At 62.7% G+C, this 19,472-nt stretch carries 19 protein-coding genes; 5 read left to right on the forward strand and 14 right to left on the reverse strand.

From position 1 onward, the window contains the following. From Q1M07_RS09830 to rpoH, 3 genes are all read right to left on the reverse strand, one after another. Positions 1–216, reverse strand: a 216-nt coding sequence (locus tag Q1M07_RS09830; protein ID WP_300453451.1) for a cytochrome c oxidase subunit II transmembrane domain-containing protein, incomplete at its 3' end; no start/stop codon positions are given. Between the two features lie 28 nt (positions 217–244). After that, the gene (locus Q1M07_RS09835; RefSeq protein WP_300453453.1) at positions 245–802 is read right to left on the reverse strand and encodes a DUF2244 domain-containing protein; all 558 of its coding nucleotides are present in this window, start codon (positions 800–802) and stop codon (positions 245–247) included. A 217-nt stretch (positions 803–1,019) separates the two neighbouring features. Continuing rightward, a complete protein-coding gene (rpoH, locus tag Q1M07_RS09840; RefSeq protein WP_300453455.1) occupies positions 1,020–1,880 on the reverse strand; it encodes an RNA polymerase sigma factor RpoH in 861 nt (286 codons plus the stop codon). Positions 1,881–2,101: 221 nt separating this feature from the next. Here rpoH and Q1M07_RS09845 point away from each other — a divergent pair, with 221 nt between their 5' ends. The 3 genes from Q1M07_RS09845 (at position 2,102) to Q1M07_RS09855 (ending at position 4,171) form a co-directional block, all read left to right on the forward strand. Further along, positions 2,102–2,362, forward strand: a complete 261-nt coding sequence (locus Q1M07_RS09845) for a hypothetical protein (RefSeq protein WP_300453457.1) — start codon at positions 2,102–2,104, stop codon at positions 2,360–2,362. 196 nt (positions 2,363–2,558) lie between these two features. Beyond that, positions 2,559–3,398: a DUF692 domain-containing protein gene (locus Q1M07_RS09850; RefSeq protein ID WP_300453460.1), complete on the forward strand. Its 840-nt coding sequence runs from the start codon at positions 2,559–2,561 to the stop codon at positions 3,396–3,398. After that, entirely contained in the window at positions 3,398–4,171 is a 774-nt protein-coding gene (locus Q1M07_RS09855) for a DNA-binding domain-containing protein (RefSeq protein ID WP_300453630.1), read from the forward strand. The genes Q1M07_RS09850 and Q1M07_RS09855 overlap by 1 nt, the downstream gene beginning before the upstream one ends. 167 nt (positions 4,172–4,338) lie before the next feature. Here Q1M07_RS09855 and nudB read toward each other — a convergent pair whose 3' ends face one another. The 10 genes from nudB to rng all read right to left on the reverse strand — a co-directional run bounded on the left by nudB (position 4,339) and on the right by rng (position 14,063). Then, entirely contained in the window at positions 4,339–4,794 is a 456-nt protein-coding gene (gene nudB, locus Q1M07_RS09860; RefSeq protein WP_300453463.1) for a dihydroneopterin triphosphate diphosphatase, read from the reverse strand. Continuing rightward, positions 4,791–5,234: a barstar family protein gene (locus Q1M07_RS09865; protein ID WP_300453465.1), complete on the reverse strand. Its 444-nt coding sequence runs from the start codon at positions 5,232–5,234 to the stop codon at positions 4,791–4,793. The genes nudB and Q1M07_RS09865 overlap by 4 nt, the downstream gene beginning before the upstream one ends. Further along, positions 5,231–5,638, reverse strand: coding sequence for a ribonuclease domain-containing protein (locus Q1M07_RS09870; RefSeq protein ID WP_300453467.1), 408 nt, complete (start codon positions 5,636–5,638; stop codon positions 5,231–5,233). The genes Q1M07_RS09865 and Q1M07_RS09870 overlap by 4 nt, the downstream gene beginning before the upstream one ends. Positions 5,639–5,646: 8 nt before the next feature. Next, complete coding sequence (aspS, locus tag Q1M07_RS09875) at positions 5,647–7,449, reverse strand: aspartate--tRNA ligase (RefSeq protein ID WP_300453470.1); 1,803 nt, start codon at positions 7,447–7,449, stop codon at positions 5,647–5,649. Between the two features lie 13 nt (positions 7,450–7,462). Next, positions 7,463–8,104: a DUF502 domain-containing protein gene (locus tag Q1M07_RS09880; protein WP_300453472.1), complete on the reverse strand. Its 642-nt coding sequence runs from the start codon at positions 8,102–8,104 to the stop codon at positions 7,463–7,465. Further along, complete coding sequence (locus Q1M07_RS09885) at positions 8,089–8,439, reverse strand: zinc ribbon domain-containing protein (RefSeq protein ID WP_300453473.1); 351 nt, start codon at positions 8,437–8,439, stop codon at positions 8,089–8,091. The genes Q1M07_RS09880 and Q1M07_RS09885 overlap by 16 nt, the downstream gene beginning before the upstream one ends. A gap of 99 nt (positions 8,440–8,538) precedes the next feature. Next, positions 8,539–9,399, reverse strand: a complete 861-nt coding sequence (locus Q1M07_RS09890) for an A24 family peptidase (protein ID WP_300453476.1) — start codon at positions 9,397–9,399, stop codon at positions 8,539–8,541. Further along, positions 9,399–10,637, reverse strand: coding sequence for a type II secretion system F family protein (locus Q1M07_RS09895; RefSeq protein WP_300453478.1), 1,239 nt, complete (start codon positions 10,635–10,637; stop codon positions 9,399–9,401). Before Q1M07_RS09895 ends, Q1M07_RS09890 begins: the two co-directional genes overlap by 1 nt. Positions 10,638–10,650: 13 nt before the next feature. Further along, a complete protein-coding gene (pilB, locus tag Q1M07_RS09900; RefSeq protein ID WP_300453480.1) occupies positions 10,651–12,366 on the reverse strand; it encodes a type IV-A pilus assembly ATPase PilB in 1,716 nt (571 codons plus the stop codon). A gap of 242 nt (positions 12,367–12,608) precedes the next feature. Beyond that, a complete protein-coding gene (gene rng, locus Q1M07_RS09905) occupies positions 12,609–14,063 on the reverse strand; it encodes a ribonuclease G (RefSeq protein ID WP_300453482.1) in 1,455 nt (484 codons plus the stop codon). A 71-nt stretch (positions 14,064–14,134) separates the two neighbouring features. Between rng and yegQ the strand changes: the two genes are divergently transcribed. Continuing rightward, positions 14,135–15,445, forward strand: coding sequence for a tRNA 5-hydroxyuridine modification protein YegQ (gene yegQ, locus Q1M07_RS09910; protein WP_300453483.1), 1,311 nt, complete (start codon positions 14,135–14,137; stop codon positions 15,443–15,445). A 15-nt stretch (positions 15,446–15,460) separates the two neighbouring features. Continuing rightward, on the forward strand, positions 15,461–16,564 hold the full coding sequence (locus Q1M07_RS09915; RefSeq protein ID WP_300453485.1) for a hypothetical protein: 1,104 nt from the start codon (positions 15,461–15,463) through the stop codon (positions 16,562–16,564). Positions 16,565–16,675: 111 nt separating this feature from the next. On the opposite strand, the gene Q1M07_RS09920 is transcribed toward Q1M07_RS09915, so the two are convergent. Next, positions 16,676–19,348 (reverse strand): cation-transporting P-type ATPase, encoded by a 2,673-nt coding sequence (locus tag Q1M07_RS09920; RefSeq protein WP_300453487.1) that lies wholly within the window; start codon positions 19,346–19,348, stop codon positions 16,676–16,678. Positions 19,349–19,472: the final 124 nt, after the last annotated feature.

Below are 19,472 nucleotides of genomic sequence, written 5' to 3' on the forward strand. Positions count from 1 at the left end.
CATCGAATAGATCATGATGCCGAAAACCACGACGAACAGAATCGTGATGACGATCATGAAGTGATTGTGAATCTCGAGCGTGTCACGGGCGAGCGGCGTGACCGGCTTGGGGAAGTTCCAGCTGTAATCGGCAAGCGCAAGTGATGGGAGCACTGCCACGAGCAGAACTGGAAACGAAATACCCACCCGCTGGCAGAAACGATTAAGGATCTTCAATTTGTCTCCTTGGAGTATTTGGTCGGGGTTAAGCGGCACCCAGATTTTGTTTCAGCTCTTCGGCGAGCGCCATTTTCTGCTCTTCGGTCAACAGGCTGCCCACTTCGACTTCTTTGCCATGCGAGCGGATCAGCAAGCGATGGCAGTTCTGCCCCGGGGGCTTGACATACTGCAAATGCGCCCAGTACGGCTGGAACTCGTGGCGCTCCACCTGCGTGCCGCGACGCGTTTCTATGGTCAGCTGCCCTGACTCGAGGGTTATCCTCTCGAAGTCGTCGGCCGCCGACTCAGTGCGGCGCAGCGCCCACCACAGAAAAGCAAGTTCCAGTCCGGCGAACGGAATCACCGGCCAGGCACCAAAAAACGAAAAAACGCAAGCGATCCCCCCGGATACCACCGCCGTGAAGAGAAACAGGCGCTTTCGCCCCGCCACCGAAAGAGAGTGGTTCGGCCGGGCCACCCACGTTCTGCCCGCAAGCGTTTGTGCTGCCACCAGGCTCATCAATCTCCCCCGAATGACCGGACATCCCGCCCCGCCCGGCTGAACTTGACGCAAATCAAGGTATCGAGACAGCAAGAGTAACATAAAAACGCGGTTTGTTGGCAAGAAGTCGGGGTAACATTATGATTGCATTCGCCTTAAGGAACGTCGATGGTGCTCCGCAACATCGACGTCCGCGACCATTTGACGCGCCCTCCAAGCGCGGCACGGCAATCGCTCCGGGGAGCCTTGTTGCAGCGAACAACGACAAGAAAAAGGCCGGACGAACCGGCCTTTGGCGCATTGTCCCGTCACTGCCGAGTCACACTTCGGCAACCAGCGGCGCCAAGCTGGCGCGCATCCTCACCAGCGCTTTGGCCTCGACCTGGCGTATGCGCTCCGCCGAGACGCCAAACTCAGCCGCCAGTTCGTGCAGGGTGGCAGGATCGTCGTCGGTCAGCCAGCGTGCCTCGACGATCCGGCGGCTGCGCGGATCAAGCCGTGCCAGAGCACTTTGCAGACCGTCGTGCTGCAAGCGTTCGCGTGCCCGCGTCGCGAGCACCTGCCCAGGTTCGCTGGAGGTGTCGGCGAGATAGGCGATCGGGGCAAAGGCCTCTTCGTCGTCCGAGTCGCCGTCCAGAGCCACGTCGTGGCCCGACAGGCGGGCCTCCATTTCACTGACTTCGTCCGGCTTGACGGATAAACGGTGGGCAATGTCCGCGACCTGTACCGGACTGAGCGCCTCGCCGTTCTCTTTCATGCTGCGCAGGTTGAAAAACAGCTTACGCTGCGCCTTGGTCGTTGCCAGCTTGACCATCCGCCAGTTCTTCAGGACATACTCGTGGATTTCGGCCTTGATCCAGTGGATCGCGAAAGAAACCAAGCGCACGCCATGCGCCGGGTCGAAGCGCTTCACGGCCTTCATCAATCCGATATTGCCCTCCTGGATCAGGTCGGCATGCGGCAACCCATAACCGAGGTAACCTCGTGCGATCGAAATCACCAGACGGAGGTGTGAAAGAACCAGTTGCCGCGCGGCGTCAAGGTCGCTCTCCTCGCGGAAGCGAGTTGCCAGACGAAACTCCTCCTCCTGCGTCAGCATGGGAAACTGTCTGGCCGCCTGGATATAGGCATCGATACTGCCGACTGCGGACACCGTCGGCAAAGCCATGGCTTGCGTCATTTGGATCGATTTCTCCTACAGGTTAGCAAATAAATTTTAGCACTCACCGCCTGAGAGTGCCAACAGTGAAATAAGTTCGCTCGCCGAGCGAACGGGACGGGCAACTTTTTTTGTCGTGTCTGTAAGTAATTGCCACTCGGCCGCGTCTAAGCAAGGTCAGGGAAACCGCTGCAGCCGCAAGCGCCTTGACACCACCCAACCCCAATCAAAGGAGAAACGACATGTCAACTCAACTGCCTGGTTTCGCTATTGCCGCCGCCGCTGCCGCCCTGTTCGCCGCTGGCACTCTCGTCGCACCCACCGTCAGCGCGGCCGAAGGCGGCGCCGTCCACTGTGCGGGAATCAACTCGTGCAAGGGCACTTCCGAGTGCAAGACCGCCAAGAGCGAATGCAAGGGGATGAATGCCTGCAAAGGTCAGGGTTGGGTCGTCAAGGCCAGCGCCAAGGAATGCACCGACGCCGGAGGCAAGGTAGTGAAGTAGACTCTTCCTTGTCGTCCGGCGGCACCGCGCGACAACACAGCGGTGACGCCGGACGACAGTGCGGAAGTTGTCGCATTGGTCAGAGCCGCCGCCCACGAGGAGCCTGCCTGGGAGTCTTACGTAGCGGGTGCGTACCGGCGCGAGGACCGTCGAACGCGACACGCGATGATTAAGACGTGCGAAGGAGAAAGACGCCGTGAGCAGCACCATCGAGGGCTTTGGCCTGGGGTTACGCAGCGAGCACTATGGCGATTTCCGCGCCACCCGCCAACGGGTGGACTGGCTTGAGGTGATCTCTGAAAACTATCTCGTAGACGGCGGTAAGCCCCTTCACTTTCTCGAATCGATTCGCCAGGACTATCCGATGGTGATGCACGGCGTTTCGTTGTCGATTGGCAGCAGTGACGCGCTCGACACTGACTACCTGCGACAACTCAGGAGGCTCGCCGACCGTATCGAGCCGGCCTGGGTGTCGGACCATCTCTGTTGGACGGGAACGCGCTCGCTGAATCTGCACGACCTGCTGCCTTTGCCTTACAACGTGGCGACACTGCAGCATTTGACACCACGCATCGCGCAGGTGCAGGATGTTCTCGGCCGGGCTCTGGTAATCGAAAACGTTTCCAGCTACGTGCGCTACCGCGCGGACGAAATGAGCGAGTGGGAATTCATTCGCGAGCTGGTGAGTCGTACCGGCTGCGAATTGCTGCTCGACGTCAACAACGTCTACGTCAGCAGCGTGAACCACGGCTTTGATGCGCAGGACTTCATCGACGCCATGCCGGCCTCGGCCGTTCGCCAGATTCACCTCGCCGGCCACGAGGATCATGGCCAGTACATCATCGACACGCACGACCATCCGATCTGCGAAGCGGTCTGGGATTTGTATGCCTACACTGTCCGACGACTGGGTAGGCTCCCGACGATGATCGAGCGTGACGACAATATTCCGCCCTTGCACGAGCTGATAGACGAGCTCGATGTGGCACGCTCGGTCGCCCAAGCCGCCCTGAACGAAAGGAAGCGTGCCGCGTGATGGTGCTTGCTGAGCTGCAACGGCGTTTTCAGGAGGCCGTTCTGGGCGGGAATCCGCTGCCGGACCTGTTTGCCGGCGAGGAGGAAGGACTGGCTGGCGGTTTCGATTTGTACCTTCAGGCCTACCGCTCCCGCCTGGCGGCCGCCCTGCGCGACAATTTCCCGGTATTGCATCGGGCGCTCGGCGACGACGCTTTCTCGACCCTGGCAGGCGCCTACATCCGAGAACACCCGTCGCGTTTCCGCTCTATCCGCTGGTTCGGCGACTCGCTGACCGACTTTATTGCTCGTTTTCCGGAGCGTGTCGGGCACCCGGCGTTGCTCGATCTGGCACGCATGGACTGGGCGATGCGCGCCGCCTTCGACGCCGCCGACAGCGCCGCGACCAAGCTCCCGGACCTTGCCGCGCTGCACGCCGACGAGTGGCCGGAACATCGCTTCCACCTCATGCCGTCGCTGCAAATACTTGATCTGACTTGGGCAGTCGAGCCCCTCTGGAAAGCCCTCAACGACGATGCCGAGGCCAGGACCGAAGAACCCCAGATTCAGGAACATGCCCTTCTGATCTGGCGTCCGGCCCTCGACTGCTGCTGGCGCTCGGCCGAGGCCGGCGAAGCGGCCGCCCTGCGCGCCTTGGGAGAAAGTGAAAACTTTGCGCACTGGTGCGCCGCGCTTGCCAAGGCGGGTGAGCCCGAACCGGCGATGGCGGCAGCGACGCTGCTCCGCCGTTGGGTCGAGGAAGGTCTGCTGGCCAAAAGCGCGGTGCCGGTATGAAGGCCGAAGCGGCCGGCCTTAGCACCGTGTGCGCCGCTTGTGGCGCGTCCTTCGTCTGCGCGGCAGCCGCCGGGCTGGCTTCCTGCTGGTGCATGGAAAGGCCGCTGTTGAGCCCGACCCAGGAAACGGGCGCCGGCTGCTATTGCCCGTGTGCCTGGGGAAACGACTCAGCGCGGCGGCCGACCCGTCATCTCCGGCAGCATGAGAATGGCGTCCCGGTTGCTCCACGAGAAGCACTTCGCCGCCGCTTCGCGCCAGGGTAGCCAGCAGAAATTGAGATGTTCGGCGCTCGCGATTGTCACCGGCCGGCTGGCTGGAAGCTGTAGCGAGAAGACGTGCTCGGTGTTGTACAGGACACCCGGGGCGTAGCGGTGGCGCCACTCGGCGAAGATCTCGTAGCGATTGGTCACCTCCCATTGGCACAGATCGTCCAGCGCCGCCCTGATCCCGGTTTCTTCCGCCACTTCGCGAATGGCCGTGGCCGGTAGGGTTTCACCGTCCTCCTGGCTACCCGTTACCGACTGCCAATAGCCCGCGTGTGCGGCGCGCTCCAGAAGCAACACCTGCAAGTCCGGCGTGTGAATCACCACCAGAACCGAGACCGGCCGCTTGAACTGCGTCATGTCAAGGTCGGCAGTGTCGCTAGTCCGTCCGCGCGCAAGTCATAGAATACCCACAGTGGCACTTCCTGCGCTTGCCATTCGCCAATTGCGGCGGCGAACACCTGGTTGAGAAGCTGGAAAGCGGCCGGTGCCTTGGCGTGAAGATTCTCGGCGTGCGCGACGATGAGCACGTAACCCGCTGCCTCACACCAGGAAAAGTCGGTCAGGCAATCCTTGAGGGCATCGAAGTTATTGCCATACCAGGCGGGAAAGTCGAGGGCGCTCGCCAGTTCGGCCAAAGCGACGTCGATCCGCTGGGCATCGTGAAAATCGATCTCGAAACAAGCCAGCCCCACGGCCTCGGCAGCTTGCCTGACGGCCAGCCGGCCACTTTCCGGAAGATGGTAAACACCCGCCAAACGGGCGTCACCAAGCAGTGTCTGTAGAGTCGTCTGGCTCACGGCTGTTGGCGTATGCGGCGGAAGCTGCGGTAATGATCGCTGGTGTAGTAGTACTCCCCGGATGTGGCCACGTCGCCGCCGCTGCCCTGGCCAGCAACGATCCGCCGCGCACCGCGATCGCGGCTACCGGGTGTCGGTACCGTGTACTCTCGATAATAGCCACGCGGCTGCCAGGGAAGACGTCGCTCGAAATTCCCGAAGGTCGCGCCATCCTTACGCGGATACGGAAACGGACCACCCTGCTGGATCAGAAGCAAAGTCTGCTGGGCTTCCGGCGGCAGATCGGCGTAAGCGATGCTCCGCAGGAACTGGCTCTCGCGTGCCGACGTCGCGCCTGCCAGGCCAAACAGCGCGACCAGCGCGGCGAGTAAGAAGAACCTGAGAATCTCGGCACGCCTGGCCATCGTCTCAACTATTCCTTGCCGATCTCGACCTGCGTGGAAACTTTCTGGCGCAGGCGAATGTGCAGTTCGCGCAGTTGCTTCTCGTCCACGCCGCTCGGCGCCTCGGTCAGCAAACACTGGGCACGCTGGGTCTTCGGGAAGGCGATCACGTCGCGAATGGACTCGGCACCGGCCAGCATCGCGACGATGCGGTCCAGACCAAACGCCAAGCCACCGTGCGGCGGCGCCCCGTACTTGAGTGCCTCGAGCAGGAAACCGAACTTCTGCTGCGCTTCTTCTTCGCCGATACCGAGCGCCTTGAATACCTTCTCCTGCACCGCAGCACGGTGAATCCGCACCGAGCCGCCGCCGAGTTCGGAACCGTTCAGCGCGAGATCGTAAGCCTTCGCCAAACAATTCCCGGGGTCAGTCTCGAGACGGGCCAGGTGTTCGTCTTTCGGACTGGTGAAGGGGTGATGGCAGGCCGTCCAGCGCTGCTCTTCCGCGTCGTAGTCGAACATCGGAAAATCGACCACCCAGACAGGCTCCCAGGGATGGCCATTGACGAAGTTTTTCTCGTGCCCGATCTTGACGCGCAGAGCGCCCAGCGCATCATTGACCACTTTGCGTTTGTCGGCACCAAAAAACAACAAGTCGCCCGACTGGGCGCCGGTTCGCTCGACGATGGCCTGTAGCGCCGCGGCGTGCAAATTTTTTACGATCGGCGACTGGAGACCCTTTTCGTTGAGTTGTGTCGCGTCGTTGACCTTGATGTAAGCCAAGCCCTTCGCACCGTAGATCCCGACGAACTGGGTGTAAGCGTCGATCTCGCTGCGGGTCAGACTGGCGCCACCCGGAATACGCAACGCCGCAACCCGTCCGCCTTCGCTGTTGGCAACACTGGCAAAGACCTTGAACGGGACATCCCGCAGCACATCGGCGACATCGACGAGTTCGAGAGTGACACGCAGATCGGGCTTGTCCGAGCCGTAACGTGCCATGGCCTCCGCATACGACAGACGTAGAAAAGGCGCCGGCAGTTCGGCACCGATCGCTTCCCGGAACACCTGGCAAATCAGTTCCTCCATCAGCTCGATGATCGCCGTTTCGTCCATGAACGACGTTTCGATATCGACCTGAGTGAACTCGGGCTGACGGTCGGCGCGCAAGTCCTCGTCGCGGAAACACTTGACGATCTGGTAATAGCGGTCGAAACCGGCAACCATGAGCAACTGTTTGAAAAGCTGCGGGGATTGCGGCAGCGCAAAGAACTGGCCCGGATGAACCCGCGACGGAACCAGATAATCGCGCGCGCCCTCGGGCGTACTCCGCGTAAGCATCGGAGTTTCGATGTCGACGAAGCCGGCGGCGTCTAGGAAGCGGCGGAAAGCACGCGCCGTCCGGTAACGCAACTGCAGCTTCTCTTGCATCTGCGGGCGGCGCAGGTCGAGCACCCGATGCAACAACCGCGTGTTCTCCGACAGGTTCTCCTCGTCGAGTTGAAACGGTGGCGTCGCCGACGGGTTGAGAACCTCCATTTCGTAGCAGAGAATCTCGACTTCACCGCTGGCGAGCTGGCTGTTGACCGTACCCTCGGGGCGCGCCCGGACCTTGCCGCTGACGCGCAGGCAGAACTCGCTGCGCACCGATTCGGCGGTCCTGAACGTAAGAGGGCGATCCGGGTCGCAGACCACCTGCGCGATCCCCTCGCGGTCGCGCAGGTCAACGAAAATCACCCCTCCGTGGTCGCGGCGACGATGCGCCCAGCCGCAAAGCGTCACCTCCTGGCCGATGTTCTGTGAGCTGATTTGCCCGCAATAGTGAGTGCGCATGCTTCTTCCCAGGTTAGTTCCGTTGGTTGATGGCCGCACGACCGGCGGGGCGCAGCACCGGCGCCACGACACCCATCGAGATCACGTATTTCAGCGCCGTATCGACGCTCATCTCCAACTCGATCACTTCTTTTCGCGGCAACATCAGGAAAAAGCCGGAAGTCGGGTTGGGCGTCGTCGGCACGTAGACGCTGACGTACTCCCCTTCGAGATGGCGCAGCACCTCGCCACCCGGAACGCCGGTCAGAAAGGCAATCGTCCATGTACCGCGACGCGGATATTCGATGAGCAGCGCCTTGCGAAAGGCGTTGCCCGATGACGAAAAAAGGGTGTCGGAAACCTGCTTGACGCTGTTGTAGATCGAGTTGACCACCGGGATGCGGGCCAGCAACCGCTCCCACCAGACGACCAGCCGCTGACCGATGAAGTTGGCCGCCAGCACGCCGGTGACGATGATGACCAAAAGCGTCAGCACGGCACCCACCCCCGGAATGTCGAAACCGAGAAGGTTGCGCGGGTGAACCGCGGCCGGCAAAAGGTGCAGCGATTGGTCCATCGTACCGACGATCAGCGTCAGCACCCAGGCGGTAATCGCCAATGGCACCCAGATCAGCAGACCGGTGATGAAATAACGCTTGATCAACTGTCGGCGCACGCGCCAGCTCCTGTCGCGCAAGCGGTCGCCGGAGCTTTTTCCGTGCTTTCGGCTTTCTCGGTGCTCGCGGTCTTCTCGGTGCCAGCGACCTTCTCGGTGCTCGCCGCCTGCTCGGACGCACCGGGCTCCTTGGCGCCTGGCGCCTTGCTCTGGCGATCCTTGAAATCGGTGACATACCAGCCCGTGCCTTTGAGCTGAAAGCCGGCAGCCGTCACCTGCTTGCCATAGGTCGCCTGCCCACACTGCGGGCAGATGTGCAGCAGCGGATCGCTCAGTTTTTGCAGGTGATCGTTCTCGAAGCCGCAGGAAGCACAGCGATACGCGTAAATCGGCATGACCAACCCTCGGAAAGCGCTGGGAAAAAAAGTGGATTATACGCCAACGGGACGGCGATCCGCGCCATCCAAGCCGGGCCGAACGACCCCGTGGGAAGCCTAAAGCAAGCCGACGTAGGCGCGGGTCAGCGGCTTTCCCCAGAACAGTGCCAAGGCGCCGGCTGCCGCCAGGTAGGGCCCGAAAGGTATCGGTACACTGCGACCGCGCTTGGCACCGACGATCATCGCGATACCGACCACGGCACCCAGCAGCGACGACAGGAGGATGGTCAAAGGCAGCATCTGCCAGCCAAACCAGGCGCCAAGTGCGGCGAGCAGCTTGAAGTCGCCGTACCCCATTCCCTCCTTGCCGGTCGTCAGCTTGAACACCCAGTACACCAGCCACAACGAGAGATAGCCACTGACCGCGCCAATCACCGCCGACTGGAGGTCGGCAAAGATCCCGAACAAGTTGAATAACAGGCCAGTCCAGAGCAGCGGCAAGGTGATCGAATCGGGCAGCAGCAAGGTGTCGAAGTCGATGCAGGCGAGGACGATCAGGCACCAGACGAGCAGCATCGCGCCGACTAGTGGCCAGCCATAGCCGAAATGCCAGGCCGCGAAAGCGCAAACGAAGCCACTGATCGCCTCGACCAGCGGGTAGCGGGGCGATATCGGCGCCCGACAGGCCGAGCAGCGACCGCGCAGAAAAATCCAGCTCAGCACCGGGATGTTCTCCAGGGCGCGGATGGCGTGACCACAGGCAGGGCAGCGCGAGTTCGGCCGGGCCAACGACAGAGGCTCCTGTACCGGCAAGTCCTCACCGCGGAGTTCGGCGCAATGGACTCGCCAGTCGCGATCCATCATCTTCGGCAGGCGATGGATCACGACATTGAGAAAACTGCCGACCAACAGTCCACAGACGCCGCACAGCAGGGCGAAAAACGCCGGATCCAGTGCGGCGACCAGCGCGCCAGGCATTACCCGACGACGGCGCCGAGTTTGAAGATCGGCAGATACATGGCGATCACCATGCCGCCGATGAGCACACCGAGAACGACCATGATCATCGGCTCCATCAGGCTCGACAGCGCCTCGACGGCATCGTCCACCTCGTCTTCGAAGAAATCGGCCACCTTGCCCAGCATCGAATCGAGGGCGCCGGATTCTTCGCCGATTGCCACCATCTGAGTGACCATGTTCGGAAACAGGTCGACGTTCTGCATCGCCGAAGTGAGGCTGGTACCGGTACTGACTTCGCTCTGGATCTGCCGCGTCGCCATCTTGTAGACATAGTTGCCGGCCGCTCCGCCAACCGACTCGAGCGACTCGACGAGCGGCACGCCGGCAGCAAACATGGTCGCCAGCGTACGGGACCAGCGGGCGATTACCGACTTGCGGATGATGTCGCCGAAAACGGGCAGCCGGAGGAAGAGTCGATCGAAAGCGATCTGCATGGCTTCCGACCGTTTCCAGGCATAAAAAAAGGCGAAGATCGACCCGCCGATGCCTCCAAAAAGCGCCCACCAGTACTCGACGACGAAGTCCGACATGCCGATCACGATCAGCGTCGGCGCCGGCAGGTCGGCGCCGAAGCTCTTGAACACTTCCTTGAAAGCCGGAATCACGAAGATCATGATCACCGCCGTGATGATGAAGGCAACGACGATGATCGCGACCGGATAGAACAAGGCGGCCTTGATCTTGGACTTGATGCCCATGATCTTTTCCTTGTAGGTGGCCAGTCGATCCAGGAGGCTTTCGAGAATACCGGCCTGTTCGCCGGCAGCGACCAGGTTGCAATACAGGAGGTCGAACTGCAGCGGGTATTTTCGGAAGGCTTGCGACAGCGAACTGCCGGTTTCCACGTCCGACTTGATGTCCAGCAGGAGTTTTCCGACGGCCGGATTGTCGTGCCCACGACCGACGATTTCGAATGTCTGCAGGAGTGGTACGCCCGCTTTCATCATCGTCGCCAACTGCCGCGTAAACAGCGTGATATCCTTTTCGGAGATCGTTCGCCCACCGCGAAAACGCTGCTTGGTGATCTTGCTGACCAACACCCCCTGCCGCCGCAGCGTGGCCTGGACGACGGTCACACTGGTCGCACGCTGCTCACCACGAATGATTTTGCCCGCTTTGTTCTTCCCTTCCCAGAGAAAAACGTACTCCTTGACTTCCGTCGGGGCCTTCTTGGTGGATTTGACTGCCGTCGCCATGCTTCCCTCTTTTTCAAGCGTTGGTGCTGCCGAGAACCTCGTCAAGTGAGGTGAGCCCCTGCTTGACCTTCAGCAAGCCGGAACGGCGCAGGTCGTTGACGCCTTCCTTCCGGGCCTGAATCGCGATATCGAGTTCGGTACCGCTGGCCATGATGATGCGCTGAATCGCTTCGGTCACCGGCATCACCTCGTACAAGCCGACGCGTCCTTTGTAACCGGTCCCCTTGCAACGCTCGCATCCTCCCGGGCCGTAGAGAAGCCAGCTACCGTCGAGATCGCTTTCCTCGAAACCGGCATTGAGCAGGGTCTCGATCGGCGTCTCGAGCGGCTTCTTGCATGTGCACAGGCGACGAACCAGCCGCTGAGCAGTGATCAGCAGGATGCTCGACGCCAGGTTGAAGGTCGGGATCCCCATGTTCATCAAACGCGTCAGCGTGGCCGGTGCGTCGTTGGTGTGCAGGGTCGACAACACCATGTGGCCGGTCTGCGCGGCCTTGATCGCGATTTCGGCGGTTTCGATGTCGCGAATCTCACCCACCATGATGATGTCGGGGTCTTGACGGAGAAACGCCTTCAGGGCAACCGGAAACGTCAGTCCGGACTTGTCGTCGACGTTGACCTGATTGATTCCGGGCAGCGGTATCTCCGCCGGGTCTTCGGCCGTCGCGATGTTGACCCCGGGGCGGTTGAGGATGTTGAGACAGGTATACAGCGAAACGGTTTTCCCGGAACCCGTCGGGCCAGTAACCAGAATCATTCCGTAGGGCCGCTGAATGGCATCCAGCAAGATCGCCTTCTGCTCCGGTTCGTAACCCAGGGCGTCGATGCCCATGGTGGCGCTGCTCGGGTCGAGAATCCGCAAGACGATTTTTTCCCCGTACATCGTCGGCAGAGTGCTGACGCGGAAGTCGATCGCCCGATTCTTCGACAGCACCAGACGCATGCGTCCATCCTGGGGAACTCGCTTCTCGGCGATGTTGAGGCGTGAGATGACCTTGATGCGCGAAGCGATCTTGTCTTTGATGACGAGCGGCGGCGCGGCCACTTCGCGCAGGATGCCGTCGGTTCGAAAGCGGATGCGATAGCTCTTTTCGTAGGGTTCGAAGTGGATGTCGGACGCCCCGTCGTTTATCGCGTCGAGCATCATCTTCTGAATGAACCTGACCACCGGCGCGTCATCGACTTCGAGGCTGGAGGCATCGTCGACCTTTTCCTGCGCTTGCTCGTCGGTGAACTCGAGGTTGATGTCCTCGCTGGCGAAACTCTTCAGGCTATCCTCGACGGACTCCGTCAGCTTGGTGACCAGCGGCGCCAGCTTGTTTTCCTCGACAATCACCGGGTCGACCGCGAGCCCGGTCTGGAAGCGAATCTCGTCGAGCGCGCGCAGGTTGGTCGGATCGGCAATCGCAATGGCCAGCCGGTTGCCGCGCTTATGCAGAGGAACGACGCGATGCGTCGCGATCAGCTTGCGGTCAACGGCGCTCTTCTGGAGATTCGCTTCGTCGATGGCGGCAAGATCAAGCAAGGGGTAGCCGAACTTGTCGGCGGCGAAGCGCGCCACGTCGAGAAAGGTCGCCTTCCTGGCAACCACCATCTGCTCGATCAGCGACGTCTTGCTGGCTGTCGCCTGGGCAAGCATGGTCTCCGCCTCGGCTTCTTTGAGCCGACCAGCTTGGACTAGCGCACGGGCGAGGCCGCTGAGCGAAGATTGTTGCGGATTGGCTGCCATTTTTCTGCAAAAGGACTTTGCAACGCGTTTGGAACCAACAGGTCCGGGCTACACCGAGTCGGCCAGCCCGATGATGCATTGACTGAGGGTGTTTGTAAAGCAGGCCAAGCGCCTGCGGCACGCACGCTCCGCCAGCGCCACGGAATTCGGTCTGCATGCGGCGCGGGGCCCGGTGGCGAGCCCTCTACCGCGGCACTCGCCGCCGTTGCACCGCGCCGGACGACGTGTGCCGCCGAGCGGCGTCACATCAAAACGATGTCGTACTGCTCCTGAGAGTAGCTCGGTTCGGCCTGCAGAGAGATCGGTTTGCCGATGAAGTCGGAAAGCATCGCCAGGCCTTGCGACTCCTCGTCGAGAAAGCGGTCGATGACCGCCTGGCTGCCGAGCACGCGGTACTCGCGGGCGTTGAACTGACGGGCCTCGCGCAGCAGTTCGCGCAGAATCTCGTAGCACACGGTGCGCGCCGTCCGCACCTCGCCGCGGCCGCCACAGGTTGGGCATTCCTCGCACAGGACATGGGCCAGCGACTCGCGGGTCCGCTTGCGCGTCATTTCGACCAAGCCAAGCGCGGTAAAGCCGTTCACCGTCAGACGGGTATGATCGCGCGCCAGCGCCTTGTTGAACTCGCTGAGAACCGCCGCCCGGTGCTCCTCGTTCTCCATGTCGATGAAGTCAATGATGATGATGCCGCCGAGGTTGCGCAGCCGCAACTGACGCGCGATCGTCTGAGCCGCCTCGAGATTGGTCTTGAAGATGGTGTCGTCGAAGTTCCGCACACCGACGAAACCGCCGGTGTTCACGTCGATGGTCGTCATGGCCTCGGTCTGATCGATGATCAGGTAGCCGCCTGACTTGAGATCGACACGCCGGGCGAGAGCTTTCTGGATTTCGTCTTCGACGCCATGCAGATCGAAAAGCGGCCGCTCACCGGTGTAGTGCTCGAGCAACGGCCCCACGTTCGGAGTGTACTCGGCGGCAAAGGCGGTAAGTCGCTGAAAGTTCTCGCGCGAGTCGATGACGATGCGCGCCGTCTCGGGATTGACGAAATCGCGCAGCACACGCTGCGCCAGCGACAGCTCCTGGTAGAGCAGCGAGGGCGGTGCGGCGGTCGTCGACTGAACCTGAATGTCGCGCCAGATCTTGCGCAGAAACTCGATGTCCTTGGCCAGTTCGCCTTCCGTCGCGCTTTCCGCCATCGTCCGCACGATGAAGCCGCCCTTTTCGTCGCTGGGTACCAGCCGACCCAGTTTCTCACGCAAGGCTTCGCGTTCGGATTCCCGCTCGATGCGCTGCGAAATCCCGATATGCTTGTCCTGCGGCAGATAGACGAGCATCCGGCCAGCGATCGACACCTGGGTCGACAGGCGTGCGCCCTTGCTGCCCATCGGATCCTTGATCACCTGCACAAGGATGCTCTGTCCTTCGAACAGCAGGCGCTCGATCGGCCGTAACGGTTCGTCACTGGTACGCGGTTCGCGAATGTCGGCGACGTGCAGGAAAGCCGTACGGTCGAGGCCGATGTCGATGAAGGCCGACTGCATCCCCGGCAGAATGCGAACGATACGCCCGACGTAGACGTTGCCGACGAAGCCGCGGCTGGCGCTGCGTTCGATATGCAGTTCCTGCACGACGCCCTGGTGGGTGACCGCGACGCGCGTTTCCTGCGGAGTGAAGTTGATCAGGATCTCTTCGGACATGGCGGGGCGATCGGGCTAATGGGTTAGAATCTCTGCTTGCCGCATTCTACCCTGTCACGCCCCCGCGCCGGATGCCTCAAGCTGCCGCCCTGTCCTCGCCCGAGTTGCTTGCGCCCGCCGGTTCGCTCGCCAGGCTGCGTACGGCCCTGGCTTTCGGCGCCGACGCCGTCTATGCCGGCCAGCCGCGCTACAGCCTGCGTGTGCGCAACAACGACTTCGGCCGCCTGCCGGAGCTGGCCAGCGCGATCGCCGAAGCGCACGCGGCGGGCAGGAAGCTCTACGTCGTGAGCAACGTTCTGCCGCACAACAGCAAGATCCGCAGCTATCTGAACGACATGGCGCCGGTGGTGGCACTGCGGCCGGATGCGCTGATCCTGGCCGACCCGGGACTGATCGACTTGGTTCGCGAAGCCTGGCCGGAGATGCCGATACATCTTTCGGTACAGGCGAACACGGTCAATTTTGCGGGCGTGCGCTTCTGGCAGAAACTTGGCATCAGGCGGATCATCCTGTCGCGCGAGCTGTCGCTCGAGGAAGTGGCCGAGATCCGCCAGGAATGCCCGGACGTCGAGCTTGAAGTCTTCGTCCACGGCGCGCTCTGCATCGCCTATTCGGGTCGCTGTCTGCTCTCCGGCTACTTCAACCATCGCGACCCGAATCAGGGCGCCTGCACCAACTCGTGCCGCTGGGAATACAAGGTCAGGACCGGCGAGGAAGATGCGCTTGGCGACGTGCGGACCGGAGGCGCGCGCGCGATCCGCGCGGCTGGCGTATCCCTGCTGGAGGAAAAGGAGCGCCCGGGCGAACTGATGCCGATCGACGAGGACGAGCACGGAACGTACATCCTGAATTCGAAGGACTTGCGCGCAGTAGAGCACGTCCACCGCCTGACTGAAATCGGTGTGGACTCACTGAAGATCGAAGGCCGCACCAAGTCGGCTTACTACGTGGCGCGTACCGTACAGGCCTATCGTCGGGCGATCGACGATGCCGTCGCCGGCCACCCCTTCGACCCCACGCTGCTCGGTGAGCTTGAGGGTCTGGCCAACCGCGGTTACACCGACGGCTTCTATCAGCGCCACCAGGCGCAGGAAACGCAGAACTACCTGCGCGGCCATTCCGAATCCGGGCGCAGCATTTACGTCGGCGATGTGCTCGACTGGGACGCGGCACGCAGGCTTGCGCTGGTCGAAGTCAAGAACCGCTTTTCAGTCGGCGATCGCCTGGAGATCATCCACCCGAGCGGCAACCGGAAGCTGTCTGTCGAGCGCATGGAAGACCTGCTCGGAATCCACATCGACGTCGCTCCCGGCCACGGGCATCGGGTATGGATTCCGCTACCGGCGAGACTGCCGGGAGCCATGCTGGCGCGCTTGGTCTGACCCACTCGGCCAACGATGCGTCGTCCGCGGCTTTTCGTCGATGTTTCCGCGCATGGCTTCGGTCATCTATCGCAGGTCGCCCCGGTGCTCGCTGCCCTGCTCGAACGTCTGCCCGCCTTGCACCTCACCATCCGCAGCGGCCTGCCGAGCGCTAACCTGCAGGCACGCATTCCGGCGGACTTCACTCACCTTAGCGAGCGCAGCGATTTCGGCTACGTGATGCACGACGCGGTCAACATCGACCTTCCGGAAACCGCCCTGGCTTATCGCCGGCAACATGCCGAGTGGGAGGCGCGGGTCGACCGCGAGGCGCGTTTTCTCGCCGACCTGCGGCCCGAACTCGTGCTCAGCGATGTCGCCTACCTGCCGTTGGCGGGAGCCAAGCGGGCTGGCATCCCGTCGGTGGCCATGTGTTCGCTCAACTGGGCTGATCTGTTCGCCCATTTCTTTGCCGGCGAGAGCTGGGCGCCAGCCATTCACCGTCAGATGCTGGCCGCCTACAACGGCGCCGCTCGCTTCCTGCGGCTGACGCCGGGAATGCCGATGCCCGATCTGCGGCGCCGGCAGTCCATCGGCCCGGTTGCCGCCCTCGGCAACGACTGCCGTCGAAGGCTGCACGAGCAGCTTCGCCTTTCCCCGCACGAACGGCTGGTGCTCATCGCCTTCGGGGGTGTCGGCAAAGAACTGCCGATTGCCAACTGGCCTTGCCGGTCCGGCGTCCGCTGGCTGATTCCACAGGACTGGCAGGTCGAAAACCCGTCCTTCACCAGTTTCGAAACTCTTGGCCTGCCGTTTACCGACCTCCTGTGTTCGGTGGACGCCGTGCTGACCAAACCCGGTTACGGCACTTTCACCGAAGCGACCTGCAATGGCACGCCGGTGCTCTATGTGCGGCGACCGGACTGGCCGGAACAGGATCCTCTGATCGCTTGGCTCGAGCGCCACGGGCGGTGCGAGGAAATCAGCCCCGACGATCTGGTTTCGGGGTGCCTGCACGAAGCGCTGACGGCCTTGTGGCGGCAACCGGCTCGGCCGGCACCGCGACCTGGTGGTGCGCAGGAAGCCGCTGCCGTCCTGTTGCCCTGGCTGGCAGGGGCGCCGCGCTTGCCGACGGCCTGATCCCGCGGCCCTGCCGGACCCGCCGAATATCTTCGCCGAAACGGCGGAAGCATTGCGCTGACCGGTGTTTTCAGCGGGCGCGGTCGCCCGGTCGAAGACGATCCGGCAGTCTCAGCGACGCGCCCGAAATCGCTTTTCGATACCCACGACGAGATAGGCGAGCGCGCCGACGGCAAAAATCTCGCACCACTGGTGCCAGCCGATCGGTGCCGTGGAAAACAAGCGGTTGAGGAGCGGCGTATAGGTCAGCAATGCCTGCAGCAGGGCCATGATCAGCACGCCATACCAGACCGCGGCGTTGGAGAACAGGCCCACGGCCAAGGCCGAACGAGTCAGCGAGCGGCAATTGAACAGGTACATCGCCTGCACGACGACAAAGACGTTGAGAGCCACGGTACGCGCCTCGGCGAGAGGCTCTCCCTGCGCCAGTTCGCGCAGAAAGAGCCCGAACGAGCCGGCGAGGAGCAACACGCTGACCAGCACGATTCGCCAGACCAGGGCCGCGTCGAGAATCGGCGTGTCCGGAGGACGAGGCGGACGACGCATGACGCCGTGGTCGATCGGTTCGAAGGCCAGCATGAGGCCGAGAAAGACCGCCGTCGTCATGTTGATCCAGAGAATCTGCAGCGGAGTGATCGGCAGCGTGGCGTCGGCGACAATCGCGGCGACGATGACCAGGCCCTCGCCGAAGTTGGTCGGCAGCGTCCAGGTGATGAACTTGACCAGGTTGTCGAAGACGCCGCGCCCTTCCTCGACGGCCGCCTCGATGCTGGCGAAGTCGTCGTCGGTAAGCACCATGTCGGCGGCCTCCTTGGCGACTTCGGTACCGGCCAGGCCCATGGCAATACCGATGTGAGCCTGCTTGAGGGCCGGCGCGTCATTGACACCGTCGCCGGTCATGGCCACCACCTCGCCGTTGGCTTGTAGCGCGCGTACCAGGCGAAGCTTCTGTTCGGGTTCGACGCGCGCGAAGACGTTTACCGTGCGCACCACGCCGCGCAGCGCTTCCTCATCGAGCAGTGCCAGTTCGCGGCCGGTCAACGCGGTGTCGGCCGCCCTGGCAATACCCAGTTGCCGAGCGATCGAGAGCGCCGTGACGGCATGATCGCCGGTGATCATCTTCACGGCGATTCCCGCGCCGTGGCAGGTTCTGACGGCGGCCACCGCCTTCGGACGTGGCGGATCGATCATGCCGACCAGACCGATGAATTGCAGGCCGGCGTCGGCGCTGGCCGCGTCGAGGGCCGCTGTCGTTCCCCCGGCAAGGCGCGCCATCGCAAGCACACGCAAACCTTGCGCCGCCATGCCACGGGCGGCGCCTTCGATCTCCGAGCGACGCAGTGGTATCGCCTGGCCGTTCGCGTCGAGCATGCTCGTCGAGCGCGGCAGAAGTTGCTCGAGAGCCCCCTTGTAGTAGGCGATTCGCTGACCCTCGATCTCGTGCCGTGTCGCCATATACTGGCGCGTCGAATCGAACGGGATCTCGTCCAGGCGCGGAAAGATCTTCTGCAGCGTTCGTTCGTCGAGCCCGGCCTTGCGGGCGACTACCAGCAGCGCTCCCTCGGTCGGGTCGCCAACGACCTCCCAGTGCCGGTTGACCCGGTTCAGTCCGGCGTCGTTACACAACGCGCCAGCCAGCAAGCACTCGCGCAAGGCGACGGCGATGCTTTCGCCGTCGCCCACGCGGCCGCTTGGCGAGTAGCCGCTGCCGCTGACCGTCGCGCGGACGCCGCCGGCGTGAATCTCGCGCACCGTCATCTGGTTTTCGGTCAGCGTGCCGGTCTTGTCCGAGCAAATGACGGTCGTGCTGCCGAGTGTCTCGACGGCCGGCAGCTTGCGGATGATCGCCCGCCGCTTTGCCATGCGCGACACGCCGATAGCCAAGGTGATGGTCATCGCCGCCGGCAGCCCTTCGGGAATCGCACCAACAGCCAGCGCGACCGCCGCCATGAACATGGCAAACGCCGATTCGCCGCGCAACATGCCGACCGCGAAGGTGAGTGCTGCCAGCAGACCGATGGCGATCAATAGCCAATTGCTGAAAGCGGCCATCTTGCGGGTCAACGGGGTCGACAGATCGGGCGCTTCGGCGATCAGGCGCGAAATGCGGCCGGTTTCCGTGCGATCGCCGGTATCGACTACGACCCCCGCCCCCAGCCCGCTGATCATCACCGTTCCCGCATAGGCCATGTTGCCGCGCTCGGCGAGCAGCGTGTCGGCGGGTAGCGCGTCGCCGTGCTTGGCGACGGCCGTCGACTCTCCGGTCAACGCCGATTCGATAGCCTGCAAGTCCTTGGCGCGGAAGAGGCGCAGGTCGGCCGGAACCTTGTCACCGGCAGCCAGCAGCACGACATCGCCAGGCACCAGAGCGGCCGACGGGAGGCGCTGCTTGCAGCCACCGCGCAGCACCGTGACCTCGCTGCTGACCGAATGGACCAGCGCGGCCAGGGCGTTCTCGGCGCGTCCCTCCTGTATGAAGCCGATGATCGCGTTGATCAGCGTGACACCGAAGATAACTCCGGAATCGATCCATTCGCCGAGAAAGGCGGTGACGGCGCCGGCCGCCAGCAATACCAGAATCAGCGGCTGGACGAACTGAAGCGCAAAGCGCTGCAGTGGCCCCTTGCCTGGCTTCGGCGAAATTCGGTTCTCACCGTGTATGGCACGGCGAGTAAGCACTTCGCTCTCGGCGAGGCCCTGCTCAAAGCTGGCCTGCAGTCGAGCGGCGGCTTCGTCGGCCGGAAGGCAATGCCAGGCCACGCGGCCGCCGGTTTGCTCTTTCATTTGGCCGCCTGGTCGGAGCCCAACCGGCGAACCGTCGTGCCGGGCAAGCTCACTCCCGGCGTCCATGACACTCCCCAGCCGCTTGCCGACCGCCTGGGCACAGCTGTCGCCCTCGTCCTCGCGC

The sequence above is a fragment of the Accumulibacter sp. genome (assembly GCF_029255285.1).
In the GTDB taxonomy this organism is placed as follows: domain Bacteria; phylum Pseudomonadota; class Gammaproteobacteria; order Burkholderiales; family Rhodocyclaceae; genus Accumulibacter.

What these genes read in the sequence shown, in the direction of transcription:
- Q1M07_RS09835 (WP_300453453.1), bottom strand. Translation starts at nt 802, where the DNA reads ATGTTACTCTTGCTGTCTCGATACCTTGATTTGCGTCAAGTTCAGCCG.
- rpoH (WP_300453455.1), bottom strand. Translation starts at nt 1,880, where the DNA reads ATGACGCAAGCCATGGCTTTGCCGACGGTGTCCGCAGTCGGCAGTATC.
- Q1M07_RS09845 (WP_300453457.1), top strand. Translation starts at nt 2,102, where the DNA reads ATGTCAACTCAACTGCCTGGTTTCGCTATTGCCGCCGCCGCTGCCGCC.
- Q1M07_RS09855 (WP_300453630.1), top strand. Translation starts at nt 3,398, where the DNA reads ATGGTGCTTGCTGAGCTGCAACGGCGTTTTCAGGAGGCCGTTCTGGGC.
- nudB (WP_300453463.1), bottom strand. Translation starts at nt 4,794, where the DNA reads ATGACGCAGTTCAAGCGGCCGGTCTCGGTTCTGGTGGTGATTCACACG.
- Q1M07_RS09870 (WP_300453467.1), bottom strand. Translation starts at nt 5,638, where the DNA reads ATGGCCAGGCGTGCCGAGATTCTCAGGTTCTTCTTACTCGCCGCGCTG.
- aspS (WP_300453470.1), bottom strand. Translation starts at nt 7,449, where the DNA reads ATGCGCACTCACTATTGCGGGCAAATCAGCTCACAGAACATCGGCCAG.
- Q1M07_RS09885 (WP_300453473.1), bottom strand. Translation starts at nt 8,439, where the DNA reads ATGCCGATTTACGCGTATCGCTGTGCTTCCTGCGGCTTCGAGAACGAT.
- Q1M07_RS09890 (WP_300453476.1), bottom strand. Translation starts at nt 9,399, where the DNA reads ATGCCTGGCGCGCTGGTCGCCGCACTGGATCCGGCGTTTTTCGCCCTG.
- Q1M07_RS09895 (WP_300453478.1), bottom strand. Translation starts at nt 10,637, where the DNA reads ATGGCGACGGCAGTCAAATCCACCAAGAAGGCCCCGACGGAAGTCAAG.
- pilB (WP_300453480.1), bottom strand. Translation starts at nt 12,366, where the DNA reads ATGGCAGCCAATCCGCAACAATCTTCGCTCAGCGGCCTCGCCCGTGCG.
- rng (WP_300453482.1), bottom strand. Translation starts at nt 14,063, where the DNA reads ATGTCCGAAGAGATCCTGATCAACTTCACTCCGCAGGAAACGCGCGTC.
- yegQ (WP_300453483.1), top strand. Translation starts at nt 14,135, where the DNA reads ATGCCTCAAGCTGCCGCCCTGTCCTCGCCCGAGTTGCTTGCGCCCGCC.
- Q1M07_RS09915 (WP_300453485.1), top strand. Translation starts at nt 15,461, where the DNA reads ATGCGTCGTCCGCGGCTTTTCGTCGATGTTTCCGCGCATGGCTTCGGT.
- Q1M07_RS09920 (WP_300453487.1), bottom strand. Translation starts at nt 19,348, where the DNA reads ATGAAAGAGCAAACCGGCGGCCGCGTGGCCTGGCATTGCCTTCCGGCC.